Genomic DNA, 15,623 nt, shown 5'->3' with positions numbered 1-15,623 from the left:
CCGGCGACTGCCTACGCCCGGCCGCTGCCACCGCTGTCTGTGACCGGCTCCTTCTCCAGCCCCAGACGCTCCTGCTCCTCCTCGACGATCCGCCGGGCCAGTTCCGTGTCGGACACGTCGACGGCGTCCGGCGTGGCCTCGGCCACGGCGCTGCGGCGGGCGTAGGCGTCGAACAGGCGGGACTTGCGCTCCAGCATCCGCACCAGGCGTTCGTCGACGCCGCCGGTGGCCAGGAGCCGGTGCACGCGGACCGGTCTGACCTGGCCCATGCGGTGGGCCCGAGCCACCGCCTGGTGCTCGAGGGTCGGCTTGATCTGGGGTTCGCACAGGACGACGACGGAGGCGGCCTGCAGGTTGAGGCCGACGCCCGCCGCCTGGATCTGCGCGAGGAGCACCGCCGGACCGGTCGCGGCGGCGAAGTCGTCGACGATCCGCTGCCGCCGGCCGGCCGGGACGCTCCCGGTCAGCGGACCGGACAGCGGTGTGCCGCCGGTAGCGGCGAGCGCCTGCTCCACCACGGTCAGCACGTCCTTGAAGTGGGAGAAGACGACGGTCTTCTGCCCGTTCGCCGCGGCCTCCTGCACGATCTCCCGCAGCCGTTCCAGCTTGGCCGACTTCTCGGGGCGCAGATACGCGGCCCGGCGCATCGCCATGAAGTTCCCGGCGCGGACGGCCTCGCGGTACGCCTCCTCGTCCGACGCGCTCAGCTCCTCCCACTCGTCGGTGTGCTGGAGACTGGGCAGTTCCGTGAGCACGTCCTCCTGGTTGCGCCGCAGGTAGACCGGTGCGACGGCCGTGCGGAAGGCGACCGATCCGGCCAGCGCGTCGCCCTCGGCCAGGGAGTCGGCGAGACGGGGATCGAGCATGCCGACCAGGTTGCGGAACTCCGCGACTCGGTTCTCCATCGGCGTCCCGGTCATCAGCAGCGCGCGCTCGCACCGCCCGGCCCACAGGGCGACCGCCTGCGAGCGCTTGGCCTGCGGGTTCTTCACACTGTGCGCCTCGTCCACGACGAGCAGGGAGACCGTGCCCCCGTCGGGGGCGGGAAAGCCGCGCAGGGCGTCGAACGTGGTCACCCCGACCCCGCCCCGCGCCTGCCAGTCGGCGAACGCCTCGTGCCGGTCGGGGCCGTGCAGCACCCGGACGGGGAGGGCGCTGCGGGCTTCGATCTCCCGCGTCCAGTTGACCAGGACGCTCGCCGGGCAGACCACCATGAAGTGGTCCCGCCCCTCGGCGGCCAGATGGGCCAGCACGGCGATCGCCTGCACGGTCTTCCCCAGCCCCATCTCGTCGCCGAGGATCACCTTGCGCTGCGCGAGCACGAACCGGGCGCCGAACGCCTGGTAGCCGCGCAGGGACACCCGGCGGCGGGAATCGTCCAGGCGCTGGTTCCGTACCCGTTCGGCGACCTCCTCCGGCAGGAAGCCCTCGGCGGCGGCCGCGTCGGGCAGCCGCCCGGAGACCTCGGCGAGCAGGCCGTAGTACTCGGCGGAGCGGAGCTCGAAGTCCGCCCAGGCCGCGAGGTCGGCCGAGGGCCGCAGCAGATCCACCGAGGTCTGCGCGAACAGCTCCGCGAGCCCCGCCTGCTCCGCCTCCTCCACCAGCGCCCGCACCTCGGCGACCGCGGCCAGCGCACGAACCCGCTTCTCCCGGCCCGCCAGTGCCATGCGCAGCCGCCCGCCGGCGGGCCGCGCGTCGGCCAGCAGCGGCCCCAGCCGCTCCGCGAGGGCGGCGGCCCGGTCGACGGCGCGCCGCGCGTCCGGTCCGGCCTCCACCAGGACGTGCAGCGCCATGACCAGCGCCGTGGTGCCCGGTTCCGGCCGGTCCACATCGATGCGGACGGCCACGGTCTCGTGCACGGCCTCGGCCAGCCGGTGCGCGGCGGCCAGGATCTGGTCGACCGTACGCTGCCCGACACCCGGGATCTGCCGCAGCCGGTAGGGCCCCGCCGCCAGCACCCGCCCCACCGTGCCGAAGCCGCTCCGCTCGACCCCGCCCAGCCGCAGCCGCCCCTCGGTGACGTCCTGGAGCCGCGCGACGGGGATGGCCCCGAGCTCCCGCTCCACCAGTGCGTCGTGCAGCGGCCGCAACGCCTCCCGCACGGCCTCCACGGCCCGCCCGTACTCCGCGACGACCCCCTGCGCGGCCTCCCCCAGCCGCACCCCCCGCCCCACGACCTCCCGCTCCCGCCGCCCCACCCGCCCCGCCCCTTTCTGCCGTCGTGCCGCATCCTCCCACCGCACGCCGTCGCATCGGCCCGCGGATCCGCTCGCACGGGAAAGCCGGGGCACTCGCTTCACCCGGGCACGGTCCAGGAGCAGCCGGGGGCGACAGAAGACGGAAGAGGCAACAGGCAACCCCGCCGAACCCCGATTCCCGACGCGCGCCTCGTGTCAAACTCACTCTCGGCTGCACAGCGAGACAGCTCCATCACGACGGGTTTCCCCGTCGGGTCTTCGTACGACCAGTGAAAGTCGAACGGAAGTTCCCCGTGAGGGCGCAGGACTCTCACGGCCACTGCTCCAGGGGAGGCTCTTGATGAGTACGGCTTTACCGTTCGGCCCGGAACTTCGCCGTTTACGACTGGAAGCGGACCTCACGCTGACCCAGTTCGCCGTGGCGCTCAACTACGACAAGGGGTACCTCAGCAAGGTCGAGCGGGGGGAGCGAGCCGCCTCTCCCGAACTGGCCCGCCGATGCGACGCGTTCCTCGGTGCGAACGGTGCGCTGCAACGCCTGGGCGCCGGCCCCGAGGCCGCCTCGGACGGCGCCGCCGGCTCCCCCACCGTCCCGGGCGGCCGGCGCGTGGGACGCCGGGCGGTCCTCGCCACGGGTACGGGGTCGCTGATCGACCTCGGCCTGAAACTCGGCGGACAGGCGTCCTCCGCCGCCGCGCCCCTCCTTCCGTCCTTCCGCATACAGTTCGACCAGTTGCGCAAGCTCGGCCAGTCCACCGCACCGAAGGCGCTGCTCCCCCTGCTGGAGACGCAGACGCGCATGGTCGCCGCACTGGCCGGCGACACCCCCTCCGCCACCCGGGCCCCCGCGCTCCGGCTCGCGTCCCGGTTCGCGGAGTTCACCGGCTGGATGGCACAGGAGGCCGGGGACAACGAGGCGGCGCTCGGCTGGACCGGTGAGGCCGCCGAACTGGCGCGCACCGGGGGCGATCCGCACCTCGGTTCCTACGCGCTCGTGCGGCGCGCCCTGGTCACGCTCTACGGCGGGGACGCCGCGGGCACCGTCGCTCTGGCGCGCCGGGCCCAGAGCGGCAGGCTTCCGCCGCGCATCCGTGGGCTGGCGGCTCAGCGGGAGGCCTAGGGACACGCGCTCGTCGGCGACGAACGCGACTGCCTCCGCAGTCTCGACCGGGCACGGGAACTGCTGGGCGACGACGCCCGCGACGGCACCGAACCCGTGATCGGCACCACCCACGTGAGCGACCCCGCGGCGGTGACGACCGGCTGGTGCCTGCACGACCTCGGCCGCCCCAGGGCCGCCGCCGAGATCCTCGACCGGGAGTGCCGCCGTCTCCCGCCGCACGCCCTGCGCACCCGCGCCCGCTACGGCTTCCGCCGGTCCCTGGCGCACGCCGCCTCCGGAGAGGTCGAGCACGCGTGCGCCATCGCCGGGGAACTCCTGGCGGTGATGCCGGCCGTGCCCTCTGCGACGGTCAACAGCGACGTCCGCCGTCTCGCGCGGGAGCTCTCCCGGTTCAGGAACAACCAGACCGTACGCGATCTGCAACCGGCACTGGCACGGGTGCTCGCCCCCGGGCACAGCTGACCCGGGCTCCTCCCCCACCGGCCCCGGCTCGAAGCGGCCCGGTCCGGCCGGTCACCCCCGGGCCCCAGGGGATCGCACGATCGCCTGCGGGACCCTCTGCTCCCCGTCCACCGCGTCGCCGCGCGTCCGGATTCCTCGGGCTGCCCGCGACCGGTGACGCACGGGGCGGCGCGCCTCCACTCGTACGCACTCCCGTGGACGCGTCATGCCGTCACGCGGTCGTTGCTTCTCGGCCCGGACGGACGACCCAGGGCCCAGTGGCCCCTTCAACCCGTGCTGCGCACATGCCTCACGAAAGGGATCTTCATGCCCGACGTCTTCGTCAACTACCGCACAGGCGACGAGGAATCCGCCGCGACCATGATCGCCCGAGAACTCGTCCGGCGCTTCGGCCGCGACCGGGTCTTCTTCGCCAGCAACTCGATCGAGCCCGGCCACCGCTTCCCGGCGGAGCTGGTCAGAGCGGTGGAGGAGTGCGAGGCACTCCTCGCCGTGATCGGTCCGCGCTGGGCCGAGGTGCGCGGGGCCGACGGCCGCCCCGCCCTCGAAGCCGAGCAGGACTGGACCCGCCGTGAGATCCAGACCGCGCTCGACCGCGGGATCCTGGTGATCCCGGTACTCGTCGGGAAGGCCACGCGGATCGACCGCGCCGTCCTCCCCGGTGATCTCCTGGAACTGGCGGACCGCCAGTACAGGCGGTTCGACCACCGCAACGCCGAGTCGGACCTGGCCGCGCTCGGCGACGCCCTCGCCCGGCTGCTGCCCGACCTGGGCGCGGCGGACCACGACGCCCGTGCGGCGCGGGAGCGGACCGAGTCGAAGTCCCGCAAGAAGCAGGACCGCGACGCCGGACACACCAGAATGCGCACACGCGATGTCGAGCAGCGGGTGCGCGGCGGCATCGGGAACCTCAACGGAGACCTGTCCGGCACCTTCGTCAACGAGCCCCGGGGACCGGTGAACACCGGCCGCGGCCACCAGTACAACGCCCCTCACTTCGAGGGCGACAACACCGGGGTCCAGTTCACGGCGGGCGACAACAGCGGGACGGTCCACCAGCGCTTCGAGCGCGACCGCCGGCGCTCGGACGACGAACGATGACCGAAGAGAACCACGTCACCGTCAACGAGCCGCGGGCCCCTGTGAACAACGGCGCGGGACACCAGTACGTCTTCTACGGCGGCGCGGACTGGATGATCCGCCGAGGGGTCGAGCCCCTCCGGATCGTTCGCGAGGACCGGTTGCGCCTGGCCGACCGCTTCGTCCCGCCGGTGCACTACCGCGACGCCGCCGAGCGCCTGGAGAAGCCCGGGTCGGTGGTGCTGCTGGAGGCCCGGCCCGGCACCGGCCGCCACGCCGCGGCGGTCATGCTGCTGCACGGGCTCGGCGAGGACGAGGACGGGGACGCCGAGGAGGAACCGGTCCGGTTCGACGAACTCTCCGTCCTGGGCAACGACGAGGGCGGGGCGCCTGCCCCCTTCGGGGAAGGGGACCGCTTCCTCCTCGACCTCTCCCCGATCGCCGACGAGGAGCTGTACGCCAAGGCCCAGCGCCGCCTGGCCGTGTACCGGTCACAGGTCCAGGAGGCGGGCGCCCACATGGTCGCCGTCCTGCCATGGGACATGGAGCACGCCCGTCTGCCGGACCTCGAACCGCTCACCGTGGAACTGGAGCGCCCCCGGGGCATCAGCGTCCTCACCCGGTACCTCCGCATGGACCGGATGCCCTTCCGGCCCGCCGACCTGCGAGGCGCCGAGCTCCAGCCCCTGTACGACCGCTCCCCCATGCAGGAACTGGCGCGGCTCGCGGGGCTGGTGAGGACCGCGAAGAAAAGCGGGCGGTTCGGCACCGGCTTCGCGGACTGGCTCGACCAGGCGCTGCACGCGGTGACCGACCGGGCCGGTGAGGTGGGCCGGCAGGTGGCCGCGGTCCCCACCGCACCCGAGCGGGGCCTGCTGCTCGCGGCGGCGGTGTTCGAGGGGGCCCGCGCCGACACCGTCCACACCGTGTGGCGCGGCCTGATGAGGACGGTGGGGCACGAGGAAGAGACGACCATCGAGCTGGCGCGGACGGACTTCGGACAGCACCTGACGACACTCGGCATCGAACGGGGCGCGGACGGACGGCTCCGCTTCGGACAACTGGCCTACGCCGAAGCGGTGCGGACGTACTTCTGGGCGAACTTCCCCGGGATGCGCGACGCGCTCAGGGACTGGATCGGCCATGCCGCCGGGCTCCGCGAGCTGACCACCGACGACCGGATGAACGTCGTCGTCCGCTTCGGTGAGCAGTCCCTTGCCGTGGGACGGCCCGACCACCTCTTCGACCTCGTGGTCCGCTGGGCGGACGGCGCGACCGGCACCTCCTGCGACCAGCGCGCCCTGGCGGCCCTCGAACTCGGCCTCAGCCACGCGACGTTCGGCGGCTGGTTCCGCGGCCGGATGTATCAGTGCCTGCGGTCCGGCTTGTCGGAGGGGCTCACCCGGGTCCTGACCGCCGCCTGCGTCCAGAGTCTCGCCGCCACGCATCCGGACCAGGCGATCGTGCGGCTCCACCACCTCGCCGTACGGCAGGGAGAGGCGGCGGGCGAGGCCCGCACGGCACTGCTCGACCTGGCCGGCCGCGAACACCGGCTCTACCGGCTGCTGATCGACCGCCTGCGGGAGCGGGTGCGCCGGGAGCCGCGCGGGGCCGAGCCCCATCTCCGGCTGCTCACCGAGCTGTCGGGAAGCGACCGGGCCCCGGACCCGCCACCGTGGCCGTCCCTGTTCCTGGGCTGGGAGGCGGTCTTCTCCCAGCCGCCGACGGACCTCTGGAATCCGCTGGTGACCAGCTGGCTGAACACCGTGGCGGGTGACAGTACGCGGGAGATGGCGCTGGACGTGATGGTCAGGGCGACGCACGGGGACGCAACCGCCCTGCACCGCCTCTACGCCATCGCCTACGGCTGGGCCGGATCCGCGCGCCACCCGTCCCGGGCGGCCGTCGCCGCCCTCTTTTGGCGGCACATCGACCGCGCGCAGTACGCCCGTACGGAGCCGGACACCGGACAACAGACCACGGAAGAGGAACGATGAGACACCGCTTTTTCAGCCTGCTGTTCGTCGCTCTCTGCGGCCTCGCCCCCGCGGCGCTCGGCAGTCTCCTGCACTGGTCGGCCTGGCTGTGGGGCTTCATGTGCATGGTCACGGCGTCGGGTTCGCTGCTGCTCGTGATGACGGTCCTCAGCAGCGGCCGCACCCCGGCGGTTCCGTACGACCCCGCCCCGCCCGAGCCGCCCGCGGCACCGGTCGAGCAGCCGTACCAGGAGACGCGGGTGATCGACGCCGCACTGCCGAGCGCGGTGGACGGCTATGACTTCCTCTTCTCCGCCACGGTGTGGTGGCGGCCGGTGCCCGACCCCAGCGGCTGGTCCGACGGCGCTTCCCCGGCCCTCGCGGTCTCCGCGGTCATCAGCCGGGCCATGGAGGTCGTCCACCGCGAGGAGCCCGGCAGGGCCAACTTCGCCCGGTACGTCCTGGAGGGGGAGCTGAGCGTCCCGCTCCAGGACCCGAGCGGCCGGGTGGAGACCCGGGCGGGCGGTGTGGCCCTGACCCTCGCCCCCGCCGACCGCGACCGCTTACAGAGGCTGAGTGACCTGCGCAAGGACGAGGAGATCTGGGAGCACGAGCGTCAGCACGAGCGCAACAAGCGGCGCTACCTCGGGGACGACGTGCTCCGGAGCACGGGCAGCGCGGTCGTGTGGTGGCTGGCCCGGCACGAGGACGAGATCGAGAAGGCCGTCGACATGATCGGCCCGCTCGCCCAGATCACGGCGGCGGCCAACGACGAGGAGGTGCCCGAGCTCTTCCGCCACCTGCTCGTCCCGCCCGTGGACGCACGGACCGAGGCGACCGCCGGGGACCCGCTCTGGGGTGATCCCGGCCAGGGAGGAGCAGCATTCGACCGCGAGCGGGAAGTAGGAGTCCCGGAGCGGCTGCTCCTGCTGCTGGAGGCGGTGGGCCTCAAGCCGGACATGGACGAGTACACGGTGCTGGTGCACCGCGTGGTGCGAAGCTTGGAGGCGGCCGGTCTCCACGAGGCCGCCGAGGAGATCAGGCGGACCGTCCTCCCGGCGCCCGACCCGGACGACGAGGAAGGCCCGGACGACACCCCCACGAACGGCCCCTCGAACGGCCCCACGAACGGAGGCGACGACACCCCGGGCCCCTGGTTCCGGCCCTACCCGGGTCCGGCCGGCGCACCCTTCACCGAGGGCGCCGCACCCCCGGCCCCGGACACCGACACCTTCGTGCCGGGGCCGCCGCCGAGCGACACGGACGTACGCCCCGAGAACCGACAGCAGCCGAGCGACACCACCGCAACATCCCCGTACTTCTGGGACACCACCCAAACCCCCCACCGCCCCACCGCACCCCACCCGCGGGACGAGGACGACGAGAACGGCGAACTGATCCGGTAACCGACCGCTTCCCGGGACGCCTCCCGCGAGCGAGGAAACACCAAGGGGCCCGACTCCTCGGAGTCGGGCCCCTTCTGAACGGCTGGACCGGCCATCGCCGCAGATGATGCCCCTGACCGACCACGCCCAGGTGATCCTCTGCTTCAGTTCTGGCGAGTGAACGCCGACCGCACGTGCGGCGTCTCGGCCCCCGGCCTGGACTGCACCGCCACCCACCAGTCAACCGTCGCAAGGAAGAAGCCGGACCAGGAAAATCACACCGCCACGAGCCGGACCCGCTCGCCACACAGCTTGGCCATGTCGTCAATATCGGAAGTCAGCATGACCACGGGGCGGTGCTGTCGCAGCGCGGCCTCGGCGACGGCCGCATCGATCGCGTACTTGTGTCCGTGCAATCCGGCATTCATCAGCAACTTCGAGGCAGCCCTCGCCTCCTCGTCACCGACCGGGACGACCCGCAGCCCGGAAAGCACCCAGTTCAGGCGTGGCTTGTTCGTACGGGCGTGGACGGCCTCGATGATGGTGAGCGCACTGATCACGACCTCCATGCCACGCGAGCGCGCTTCGGCGATCAGAGCCACCACCTGTTCTTCGTCAGCGAGCAGCTTCGAGAGTCCCTCGCTGTCGAGGACGAGCGTCCCCTCGTGACTCAGCCTGCGGCGGGCCACTCGGCCTCCTCGGCGAACACCTCGTCGAAGACCTGCCGCGCCCGCTGACGAGCCGGCTCGGAGACCGGCCCCTTGCGGCTCTCGTAGTCCGCCAGGTACTCGTCCAGGACCTGCCCGCGCAGCTCACGCTCGACCGCCTCGGCGATGAACGCGGAGAACTCCCGCTTGCCCACGCGAGCCCGGATCGCCTCCGCGGTCCCCTCCGGCAGCGACAAGCTCACCCGCGTCGCTGGCCCTTCCCCGATGCTGTACGTCGCCTCAGCCATATCCCCGATTGTGTCAAACGAGTAGGAAAAGCGCCACGTCTGCACTACCTTCACAGCTCGGTCAGCGCCCCGCTCACGCAAATCCCAGCACGGGCACCCCCATCCCATCCCAGCACGGTAGGGATGAGCAGGGGTGATGACAGGTGACGAGGGGTCAGCTATCCCAGCACCATCCCAGCACGGGAAAAAACAAAGGGCCCGACCCCGAAGAGCCGGACCCCTCCTGACCTGCATGTTTGCCAGATCAGCGACGTGGTGATATGTCAGCCGCTACACGTTGAACCGGAACTCCACCACATCCCCGTCCTGCATCACATACTCCTTGCCCTCCATGCGAGCCTTCCCCTTGGCTCGGGCCTCGGCTACCGAGCCGGTTTCGAGGAGGTCGGTGAAGGAGATGACCTCGGCCTTGATGAAGCCCTTCTGGAAGTCGGTGTGGATGACACCGGCGGCCTCGGGGGCGGTGGCGCCCTTCTTGATGGTCCAGGCGCGGGATTCCTTGGGGCCGGCCGTCAGGTAGGTCTGGAGGCCGAGGGTGGTGAAGCCGACGCGGGCGAGGGTGGCGAGGCCCGGCTCGTGCTGGCCGACGGACTCCAGCAGCTCCAGGGCCTCCTCCTCGTCCAGCTCGGCGAGGTCCGCCTCCAGCTTGGCGTTGAGGAAGATCGCCTCGGCGGGGGCGACCAGGGCGCGCTGCTCGTTCTTGAAGTCCTCGTCGGTCAGCTCGTCCTCGTCGACGTTGAAGACGTAGAGGAAGGGCTTGGTGGTGAGCAGGTGGAGGTCGTGCAGCAGCTCCGCGCGCTCGGTGCCCTGGAGGATGCCCTGGGAGAAGAGCGTGTCGCCCTTCTCCAGGATCGCCTGGGCCTCCTCGACGGCCTTCACCTTCGGGGCGACGTCCTTCTTGATCCGCGACTCCTTCTGGAGGCGGGGCAGGACCTTCTCGATGGTCTGGAGGTCGGCGAGGATCAGCTCGGTGTTGATCGTCTCGATGTCGTCCTTGGGCGAGACCTTGCCGTCCACGTGGACGACGTTCTCGTCCTTGAACGCGCGGATGACCTGGCAGATCGCATCCGACTCGCGGATGTTCGCGAGGAACTTGTTGCCCAGGCCCTCGCCCTCGCTGGCACCGCGCACGATGCCCGCGATGTCGACGAAGTCGACGGTGGCCGGGAGGATCCGCTCCGACTTGAAGATCGAGGCGAGCTGGGCGAGGCGACCGTCCGGGACGCCCACGACACCGACGTTGGGCTCGATGGTGGCGAACGGGTAGTTGGCCGCGAGCACGTCGTTCTTGGTCAGGGCGTTGAACAGGGTCGACTTGCCGACGTTCGGCAGACCGACGATTCCGATCGTGAGCGACACGTTGCGACTTCCCGTACGTGAGGAGACTGGGGGCCAGGCGGCCGATCCACCAGTCTACGGCGTGCGGCGCCCCGCCCCTCGCGGCGGTTCGCACGCCGGCCGGCCCCCCGGCCCGCCGGGCCGTGCGGCGTGTCAAACGGCCTATTCAACACATAAACAGACCTAGGTTGGAGCAGTGGAGCAACCCAGGACGCGACCTCAGCAGCACGGACCGCGACGCGGCAGGCCGCCCCTGCCCGGACAAGGAGCCCGGGGCCGCCCCCACGCTCCCCGCCCGGAGCGGACAGGGGGGCGCGGGCCCGGCCGGGCCGCGCGGGCGCCGCGACCGACAGCCGGGCCGGGCCTCCGCGGCCCGGCCGCCCTCGTGCGGCGGCTGCGGCAGTCGCCGAACCCCCGGCTGACCGGCCTCGGGGGCGGCCTCTTCTGCGGTGCGGCCATGCTCGTGCTCGGCTGCCTGGACGCACTGCTGCTGGGCGGTTCGCCCGCCGTCTACGGCGTGCTGTTCCTGCCGGTGTGCGTACTCACCGCGCTCTGGATGCGTCCGGGCGACGTGCTGACCGCGCCCGTGGTGGCGCCCCTCGGCTTCACCGTGGGCCTGCTGCCCGTGGCCGACGGCGACAGCGGTGTCCTCGGCACGCTGGTGGGCCTGGTGACCGGCCTCGCCACCCAGGCGCTGTGGCTGTACGGCGGCACGCTGCTCGCGGGGGTCGTCGCGCTCGTACGGCGCGGTGCCGCACGGGGTGCCGCGCATGGTGCCGAGCGTGCTGCCTCCGCCGCCCCGGCCCGGTCCCGGCAGCGGCCTCGGCCGGTGTCCTCGGCCTCGCCGACGGCACCGTCCGGGTCCGCCCGCATGCGCGGCCGCACCCGCCGGTAGACCGGTGGGCCGGTGGGCCGCCGGGCCGGAGGGGAGCCGCTACGCCGCCCCGCTCTCCCCCGCCCGCATCGCCGCGCCCACGATGCCCGCGTTGTTCTGGAGGCGGGCCGGGACGATCTCCGCGCGGATGCCGTCCAGGTAGGGCAGGAACTTGTGGGACTTGCGGCTGACGCCGCCGCCGATGACGAACAGCTCGGGGGAGAAGAGCATCTCCACATGGGCGAGGTACGCGCGGACGCGGTGGCCCCAGTGCTCCCAGGACAGGTCGTGGTCCTCCTTGGCCTTGCTGGAGGCCCGCTTCTCCGCCTCGTGGCCGTCCAGCTCCAGGTGGCCCAGCTCGGTGTTGGGGACGAGGACGCCGTCGACGAAGACCGCGCTGCCGATGCCGGTGCCGAAGGTCAGCAGGATCACCGTGCCCTTGCGCCCCTGGCCCGCGCCGAAGTGCATCTCGGCGACGCCCGCCGCGTCCGCGTCGTTGACCACCGTCACCGGCAGGCCGCCCAGCCGGTCGCCGAACAACGCGCGCGCGTCGGTGTCGATCCAGCTCTTGTCGACATTGGCCGCCGTACGGACGGTGGTGCCGCCGGTGACCACGCCCGGGAACGTCAGACCGACCGGGCCGGTCCAGCCGAAGTGGGCGACGACCTCCCGGACGCCGTCGGCCACCCCGTCGGGCGTCGCCGGTCGCGGGGTGAGCACCTTGTGACGCTCCTGGGCCAGGTCGCCCTTGTCCAGGTCCACCGGGGCGCCCTTGATCCCCGAACCGCCGATGTCCACACCGAAGATCTGCATGGCACCACGTTACGACGCGCCACCGACAGTCACGTGCCGCCGTGAGGGCGCCCGGCGGCCCTCAGTCCTCCGGCGTGCCCGAGCCGCCGCGCTCGGTGGCCAGGGTCGCCGCCTCCTCGCGCAGGTCCCGGCGCAGCTCCTTGGGCAGCGAGAAGATGATGGACTCCTCGGCCGCCTTGACGATCTCCACGTCCTCGAAACCGCGTGCGCCGAGCCATTCGAGCACCTGCTCGACCAGGATCTCCGGCACCGAGGCGCCCGAGGTCACACCGACCGTGCTGACACCCTCCAGCCAGGACTCGTCGATCTCGTCGGCGAAGTCCACCAGGTACGCCTGGTCCGCGCCCGCGAGCTTGGCGACCTCCACCAGGCGCTTGGAGTTGGAGGAGTTGCGCGAGCCGACCACGATGACGAGGTCCGCCTCGGCGCCCATCTGCTTGACGGCGAGCTGGCGGTTCTGCGTGGCGTAGCAGATGTCGTCGCTGGGCGGCGAGATGAGCTGCGGGAACTTCTCCTTGAGGGCGTCGACCGTCTCCATCGTCTCGTCGACGGAGAGCGTGGTCTGCGAGAGCCACACCACCCGCGACGGGTCGCGCACCTCGACCTTCGCCACGTCCTCGGGGCCGTCGACGAGCGTGATGTGGTCGGGGGCCTCGCCGGAGGTGCCGATGACCTCCTCGTGGCCCTCGTGGCCGATCAGGAGGATGTCGTAGTCCTCCTTGGCGAAGCGGACGGCCTCCTTGTGGACCTTGGTGACCAGGGGGCAGGTGGCGTCGATGGTGGCGAGCCGGCCGCGCGCGGCCTCCTCGTGCACGACGGGTGCCACGCCGTGCGCCGAGAACATCACGATGTTGCCCGGCGGCACCTCCTCCGTCCGCTCGACGAAGATCGCGCCCTTCTTCTCCAGGGTCTGCACGACGTACTTGTTGTGGACGATCTCGTGCCGGACGTACACCGGAGCCCCGTACTGCTCCAGGGCTTTCTCGACGGCGATCACGGCGCGGTCCACACCCGCGCAGTAGCCCCGGGGGGCGGCGAGCAGGACACGGCGGCCAGACGTAGCAGTCATGGCCCCCATCGTAAGGCCGTCCGCGCCGCGCCGAAGATCCCGAGGGTGCGCGGCCCGGGAGCCGAGGCAGCGGCCGGCGGCCCGGAGGCGCGCGGACCGTCCCCGTGGCGTCGGTGATGCCGGCGGTGTCGGTGGTGACCGTTACGCTCGCGGGCATGGCTGTCTCCACGTCCCCCGGCGCTCCGCTGCCCGTCGGCGAGGTCTCCCGGCTCATCGGCGGCTGGATCGACCGGCTCGGCGCGGTGTGGGTCGAGGGGCAGATCACGCAGTTGTCGCGGCGGCCGGGCGCGGGCGTGGTCTTCCTGACGCTGCGCGATCCGTCGTACAACATCTCCGTCGGCGTGACCTGCTTCCGCGAGGTGTTCGACGCGGTCGCCGACGTCGTCGGGGAGGGCGCCCGGGTCGTCGTGCACGCCAAGCCCGAGTGGTACGCCCCGCGCGGGCAGCTGTCGCTGCGGGCCGCCGAGATACGGCCGGTCGGCGTCGGCGAGCTGCTGGCCCGCCTGGAGCAGCTGAAGAAGAGCCTGGCGGCGGAGGGTCTTTTCGCGCCGGACCGCAAGAAGCCGCTGCCCTTCCTGCCGCAGCTGATCGGACTGGTGTGCGGCCGGGCCTCCGCCGCCGAGCGGGACGTGCTGGAGAACGCCCGGCACCGCTGGCCCGCCGTCCGCTTCGAGGTACGCAATGTGCCCGTGCAGGGGGTGCACGCCGTCCCGCAGGTCGTGCAGGCCGTCAAGGAGCTGGACGCGCTCGACGAGGTCGATGTGATCGTCGTGGCGCGCGGCGGCGGCAGCGTGGAGGATCTGCTGCCCTTCTCCGACGAGCAGCTCGTCCGCGCGGTCGCCGCCTGCCGTACGCCGGTCGTCTCCGCGATCGGCCACGAGCCGGACACTCCGCTGCTGGACTACGTCGCCGACCTGCGCGCCTCCACGCCCACCGACGCCGCCAAGAAGGTCGTGCCGGACGTCGGCGAGGAGGCCGAGCGGGTACGGCAGTTGCGCGACCGGGCGCGCAGGTGCGTACAGGCGCATGTCGAGCGCGAGGAGCGCGGGCTCGCGCACGCGCTCGCGCGCCCGTGCATGGAGGATCCGCACCGCATGGTCGACGAGCGGGCGGACCATGTGGCCGCGCTGGTGGACCGGAGCCGGCGCACCCTGCGGCATCTGCTGGACCGCGCCGACTCCGAGCTGGCGCACACCCGCGCGCGCGTGGTGGCCCTCTCCCCCGCCGCCACGCTCCGGCGCGGATACGCCGTGCTCCAGCGCGCCGACGGTCATGTGGTCCGCGATCCCGCCGAGGTGACGGCGGACGAGACGCTGCGCGCGCGGGTCTCCGAGGGAGAGTTCACCGTACGGGTCGGCGCGGGCGACGACGTGAGCCCGGCGGACGCATTCGACACGGCGGGCACGGCGGAAGTGGACCGGCGGCCGGAGGCGGACGCCGACGCCGACACCGGCACCGGCACCGGCACCGGCACCGACGAATGAACGACATACGAACCCGCACGAACAGGGACGAGTCGACAGGGATGAACGCATGACGGGCGAGGCGGCGGCACCGGCGGACGAGGCGCTGGGCTACGAGCAGGCACGGGACGAGCTGATCGACGTCGTCCGGCGGCTGGAGGCGGGCGGGACGAGCCTGGAGGAGTCCCTCGCCCTGTGGGAGCGCGGCGAGGAACTGGCCAAGGTCTGCCGCCGCTGGCTGGAGGGCGCCCGCTCCCGGCTGGACGCGGCCCTCGCGGAGGAGGCCGCCCAGGACGCGGACGCGGCGGACGGCGGCGAGGAGTAGCGCGCGCGGAAGAGCGCCCCGGCCCGCCCCCTCAGGACGTCTTCAGCGCCTCCGCCATCTTCGTGAGCTGTGCGAAGGACGCGGTGCCCGCGACCACCGTGGTGGCGCCCTTGGCGCCCTCGTTGACCAGGGCGTCGTAGCGGCCGCCGGTGTACCGGGTCCAGGTGCGGCCGGCGATCTCCTGGGTGACCTTGGTGGCCCGGGAGCCCTGGCTGGCGTCGTCGATGAAGTCCTTGCGCTTGGCCGTGGACTGCTCGACGGTGACGTACTGGCCGTCGGGGTCCTGAAAACCGAGGTGCCAGCGGTCGCCCTCGTCGGCGCGGTAGCGGACCGAGGTGGCCTTCCAGGTGTCGGGCAGGCCCTCGGGCGCGGCCACCGGGTAGGCGGCGGCGCGGCGTGCCGTGATCAGTTCCACGCGGTAGTCGACCCGCTTGATGTCGGGGGCGTGATCGTCGTGCGGGACGAAGAGGTAGGCGACCGCCGCGGTCGCCACGATCACGATCAGGGTGAGGATCGTGCCCCGGACTGTCTTCTGCTTGCCGTTCGAGCCTGCCACGCCCCC

At 72.4% G+C, this 15,623-nt stretch carries 14 protein-coding genes and 1 pseudogene; 8 read left to right on the top strand and 7 right to left on the bottom strand.

Translation table 11 applies throughout. The features are described from left to right. Positions 1-11: 11 nt before the first annotated feature. The gene (locus R4Z62_RS21710) at positions 12-2,198 is read right to left on the bottom strand and encodes a DEAD/DEAH box helicase (RefSeq protein WP_385496456.1); all 2,187 of its coding nucleotides are present in this window, start codon (positions 2,196-2,198) and stop codon (positions 12-14) included. Positions 2,199-2,538: 340 nt separating this feature from the next. Between R4Z62_RS21710 and R4Z62_RS21705 the strand changes: the two genes are divergently transcribed. The 5 genes and pseudogenes from R4Z62_RS21705 to R4Z62_RS21685 all read left to right on the top strand — a co-directional run bounded on the left by R4Z62_RS21705 (position 2,539) and on the right by R4Z62_RS21685 (position 8,245). Next, positions 2,539-3,318, top strand: coding sequence for a helix-turn-helix domain-containing protein (locus R4Z62_RS21705; RefSeq protein ID WP_491520664.1), 780 nt, complete (start codon positions 2,539-2,541; stop codon positions 3,316-3,318). A 12-nt stretch (positions 3,319-3,330) separates the two neighbouring features. Further along, positions 3,331-3,783: pseudogene (locus R4Z62_RS21700) on the top strand (NsdA family TPR-like regulatory protein); the annotation flags it as partial. 306 nt (positions 3,784-4,089) lie between these two features. Then, positions 4,090-4,884: a toll/interleukin-1 receptor domain-containing protein gene (locus R4Z62_RS21695; protein WP_385496458.1), complete on the top strand. Its 795-nt coding sequence runs from the start codon at positions 4,090-4,092 to the stop codon at positions 4,882-4,884. Then, positions 4,881-6,860 (top strand): hypothetical protein, encoded by a 1,980-nt coding sequence (locus R4Z62_RS21690; protein WP_491520663.1) that lies wholly within the window; start codon positions 4,881-4,883, stop codon positions 6,858-6,860. Before R4Z62_RS21695 ends, R4Z62_RS21690 begins: the two co-directional genes overlap by 4 nt. Continuing rightward, positions 6,857-8,245, top strand: a complete 1,389-nt coding sequence (locus tag R4Z62_RS21685) for a hypothetical protein (RefSeq protein WP_491520662.1) — start codon at positions 6,857-6,859, stop codon at positions 8,243-8,245. Before R4Z62_RS21690 ends, R4Z62_RS21685 begins: the two co-directional genes overlap by 4 nt. A gap of 254 nt (positions 8,246-8,499) precedes the next feature. On the opposite strand, the gene R4Z62_RS21680 is transcribed toward R4Z62_RS21685, so the two are convergent. From R4Z62_RS21680 to ychF, 3 genes are all read right to left on the bottom strand, one after another. Further along, positions 8,500-8,913 carry a DNA-binding protein gene (locus R4Z62_RS21680; RefSeq protein ID WP_491520661.1) on the bottom strand — a complete coding sequence of 138 codons (414 nt, stop codon included), beginning with the start codon at positions 8,911-8,913 and terminating at the stop codon, positions 8,500-8,502. Then, entirely contained in the window at positions 8,895-9,179 is a 285-nt protein-coding gene (locus R4Z62_RS21675; RefSeq protein ID WP_028438980.1) for a hypothetical protein, read from the bottom strand. The genes R4Z62_RS21680 and R4Z62_RS21675 overlap by 19 nt, the downstream gene beginning before the upstream one ends. 270 nt (positions 9,180-9,449) lie before the next feature. Further along, positions 9,450-10,538, bottom strand: coding sequence for a redox-regulated ATPase YchF (gene ychF, locus R4Z62_RS21670; protein WP_018565182.1), 1,089 nt, complete (start codon positions 10,536-10,538; stop codon positions 9,450-9,452). Positions 10,539-10,974: 436 nt separating this feature from the next. Here ychF and R4Z62_RS21665 point away from each other — a divergent pair, with 436 nt between their 5' ends. Further along, positions 10,975-11,412 carry a DUF6542 domain-containing protein gene (locus R4Z62_RS21665; protein WP_355483335.1) on the top strand — a complete coding sequence of 146 codons (438 nt, stop codon included), beginning with the start codon at positions 10,975-10,977 and terminating at the stop codon, positions 11,410-11,412. 39 nt (positions 11,413-11,451) lie between these two features. On the opposite strand, the gene ppgK is transcribed toward R4Z62_RS21665, so the two are convergent. Beyond that, positions 11,452-12,204, bottom strand: a complete 753-nt coding sequence (ppgK, locus tag R4Z62_RS21660) for a polyphosphate--glucose phosphotransferase (protein WP_491520660.1) — start codon at positions 12,202-12,204, stop codon at positions 11,452-11,454. Positions 12,205-12,265: 61 nt separating this feature from the next. Beyond that, positions 12,266-13,282, bottom strand: coding sequence for a 4-hydroxy-3-methylbut-2-enyl diphosphate reductase (locus R4Z62_RS21655; RefSeq protein WP_107440678.1), 1,017 nt, complete (start codon positions 13,280-13,282; stop codon positions 12,266-12,268). Between the two features lie 146 nt (positions 13,283-13,428). Between R4Z62_RS21655 and xseA the strand changes: the two genes are divergently transcribed. Continuing rightward, positions 13,429-14,757: an exodeoxyribonuclease VII large subunit gene (gene xseA, locus R4Z62_RS21650; protein ID WP_491520659.1), complete on the top strand. Its 1,329-nt coding sequence runs from the start codon at positions 13,429-13,431 to the stop codon at positions 14,755-14,757. A gap of 49 nt (positions 14,758-14,806) precedes the next feature. Beyond that, positions 14,807-15,061, top strand: a complete 255-nt coding sequence (locus R4Z62_RS21645; RefSeq protein ID WP_491520658.1) for an exodeoxyribonuclease VII small subunit — start codon at positions 14,807-14,809, stop codon at positions 15,059-15,061. Between the two features lie 31 nt (positions 15,062-15,092). Here the strand turns inward: R4Z62_RS21645 and R4Z62_RS21640 are convergent, their stop codons facing one another. After that, positions 15,093-15,617: a DUF4245 domain-containing protein gene (locus R4Z62_RS21640; protein ID WP_064534993.1), complete on the bottom strand. Its 525-nt coding sequence runs from the start codon at positions 15,615-15,617 to the stop codon at positions 15,093-15,095. Positions 15,618-15,623: the final 6 nt, after the last annotated feature.

The sequence above is a fragment of the Streptomyces sp. PL-25 genome (genome assembly GCF_058344915.1).
This window is presented reverse-complemented; position numbering and strand designations above follow the sequence as displayed.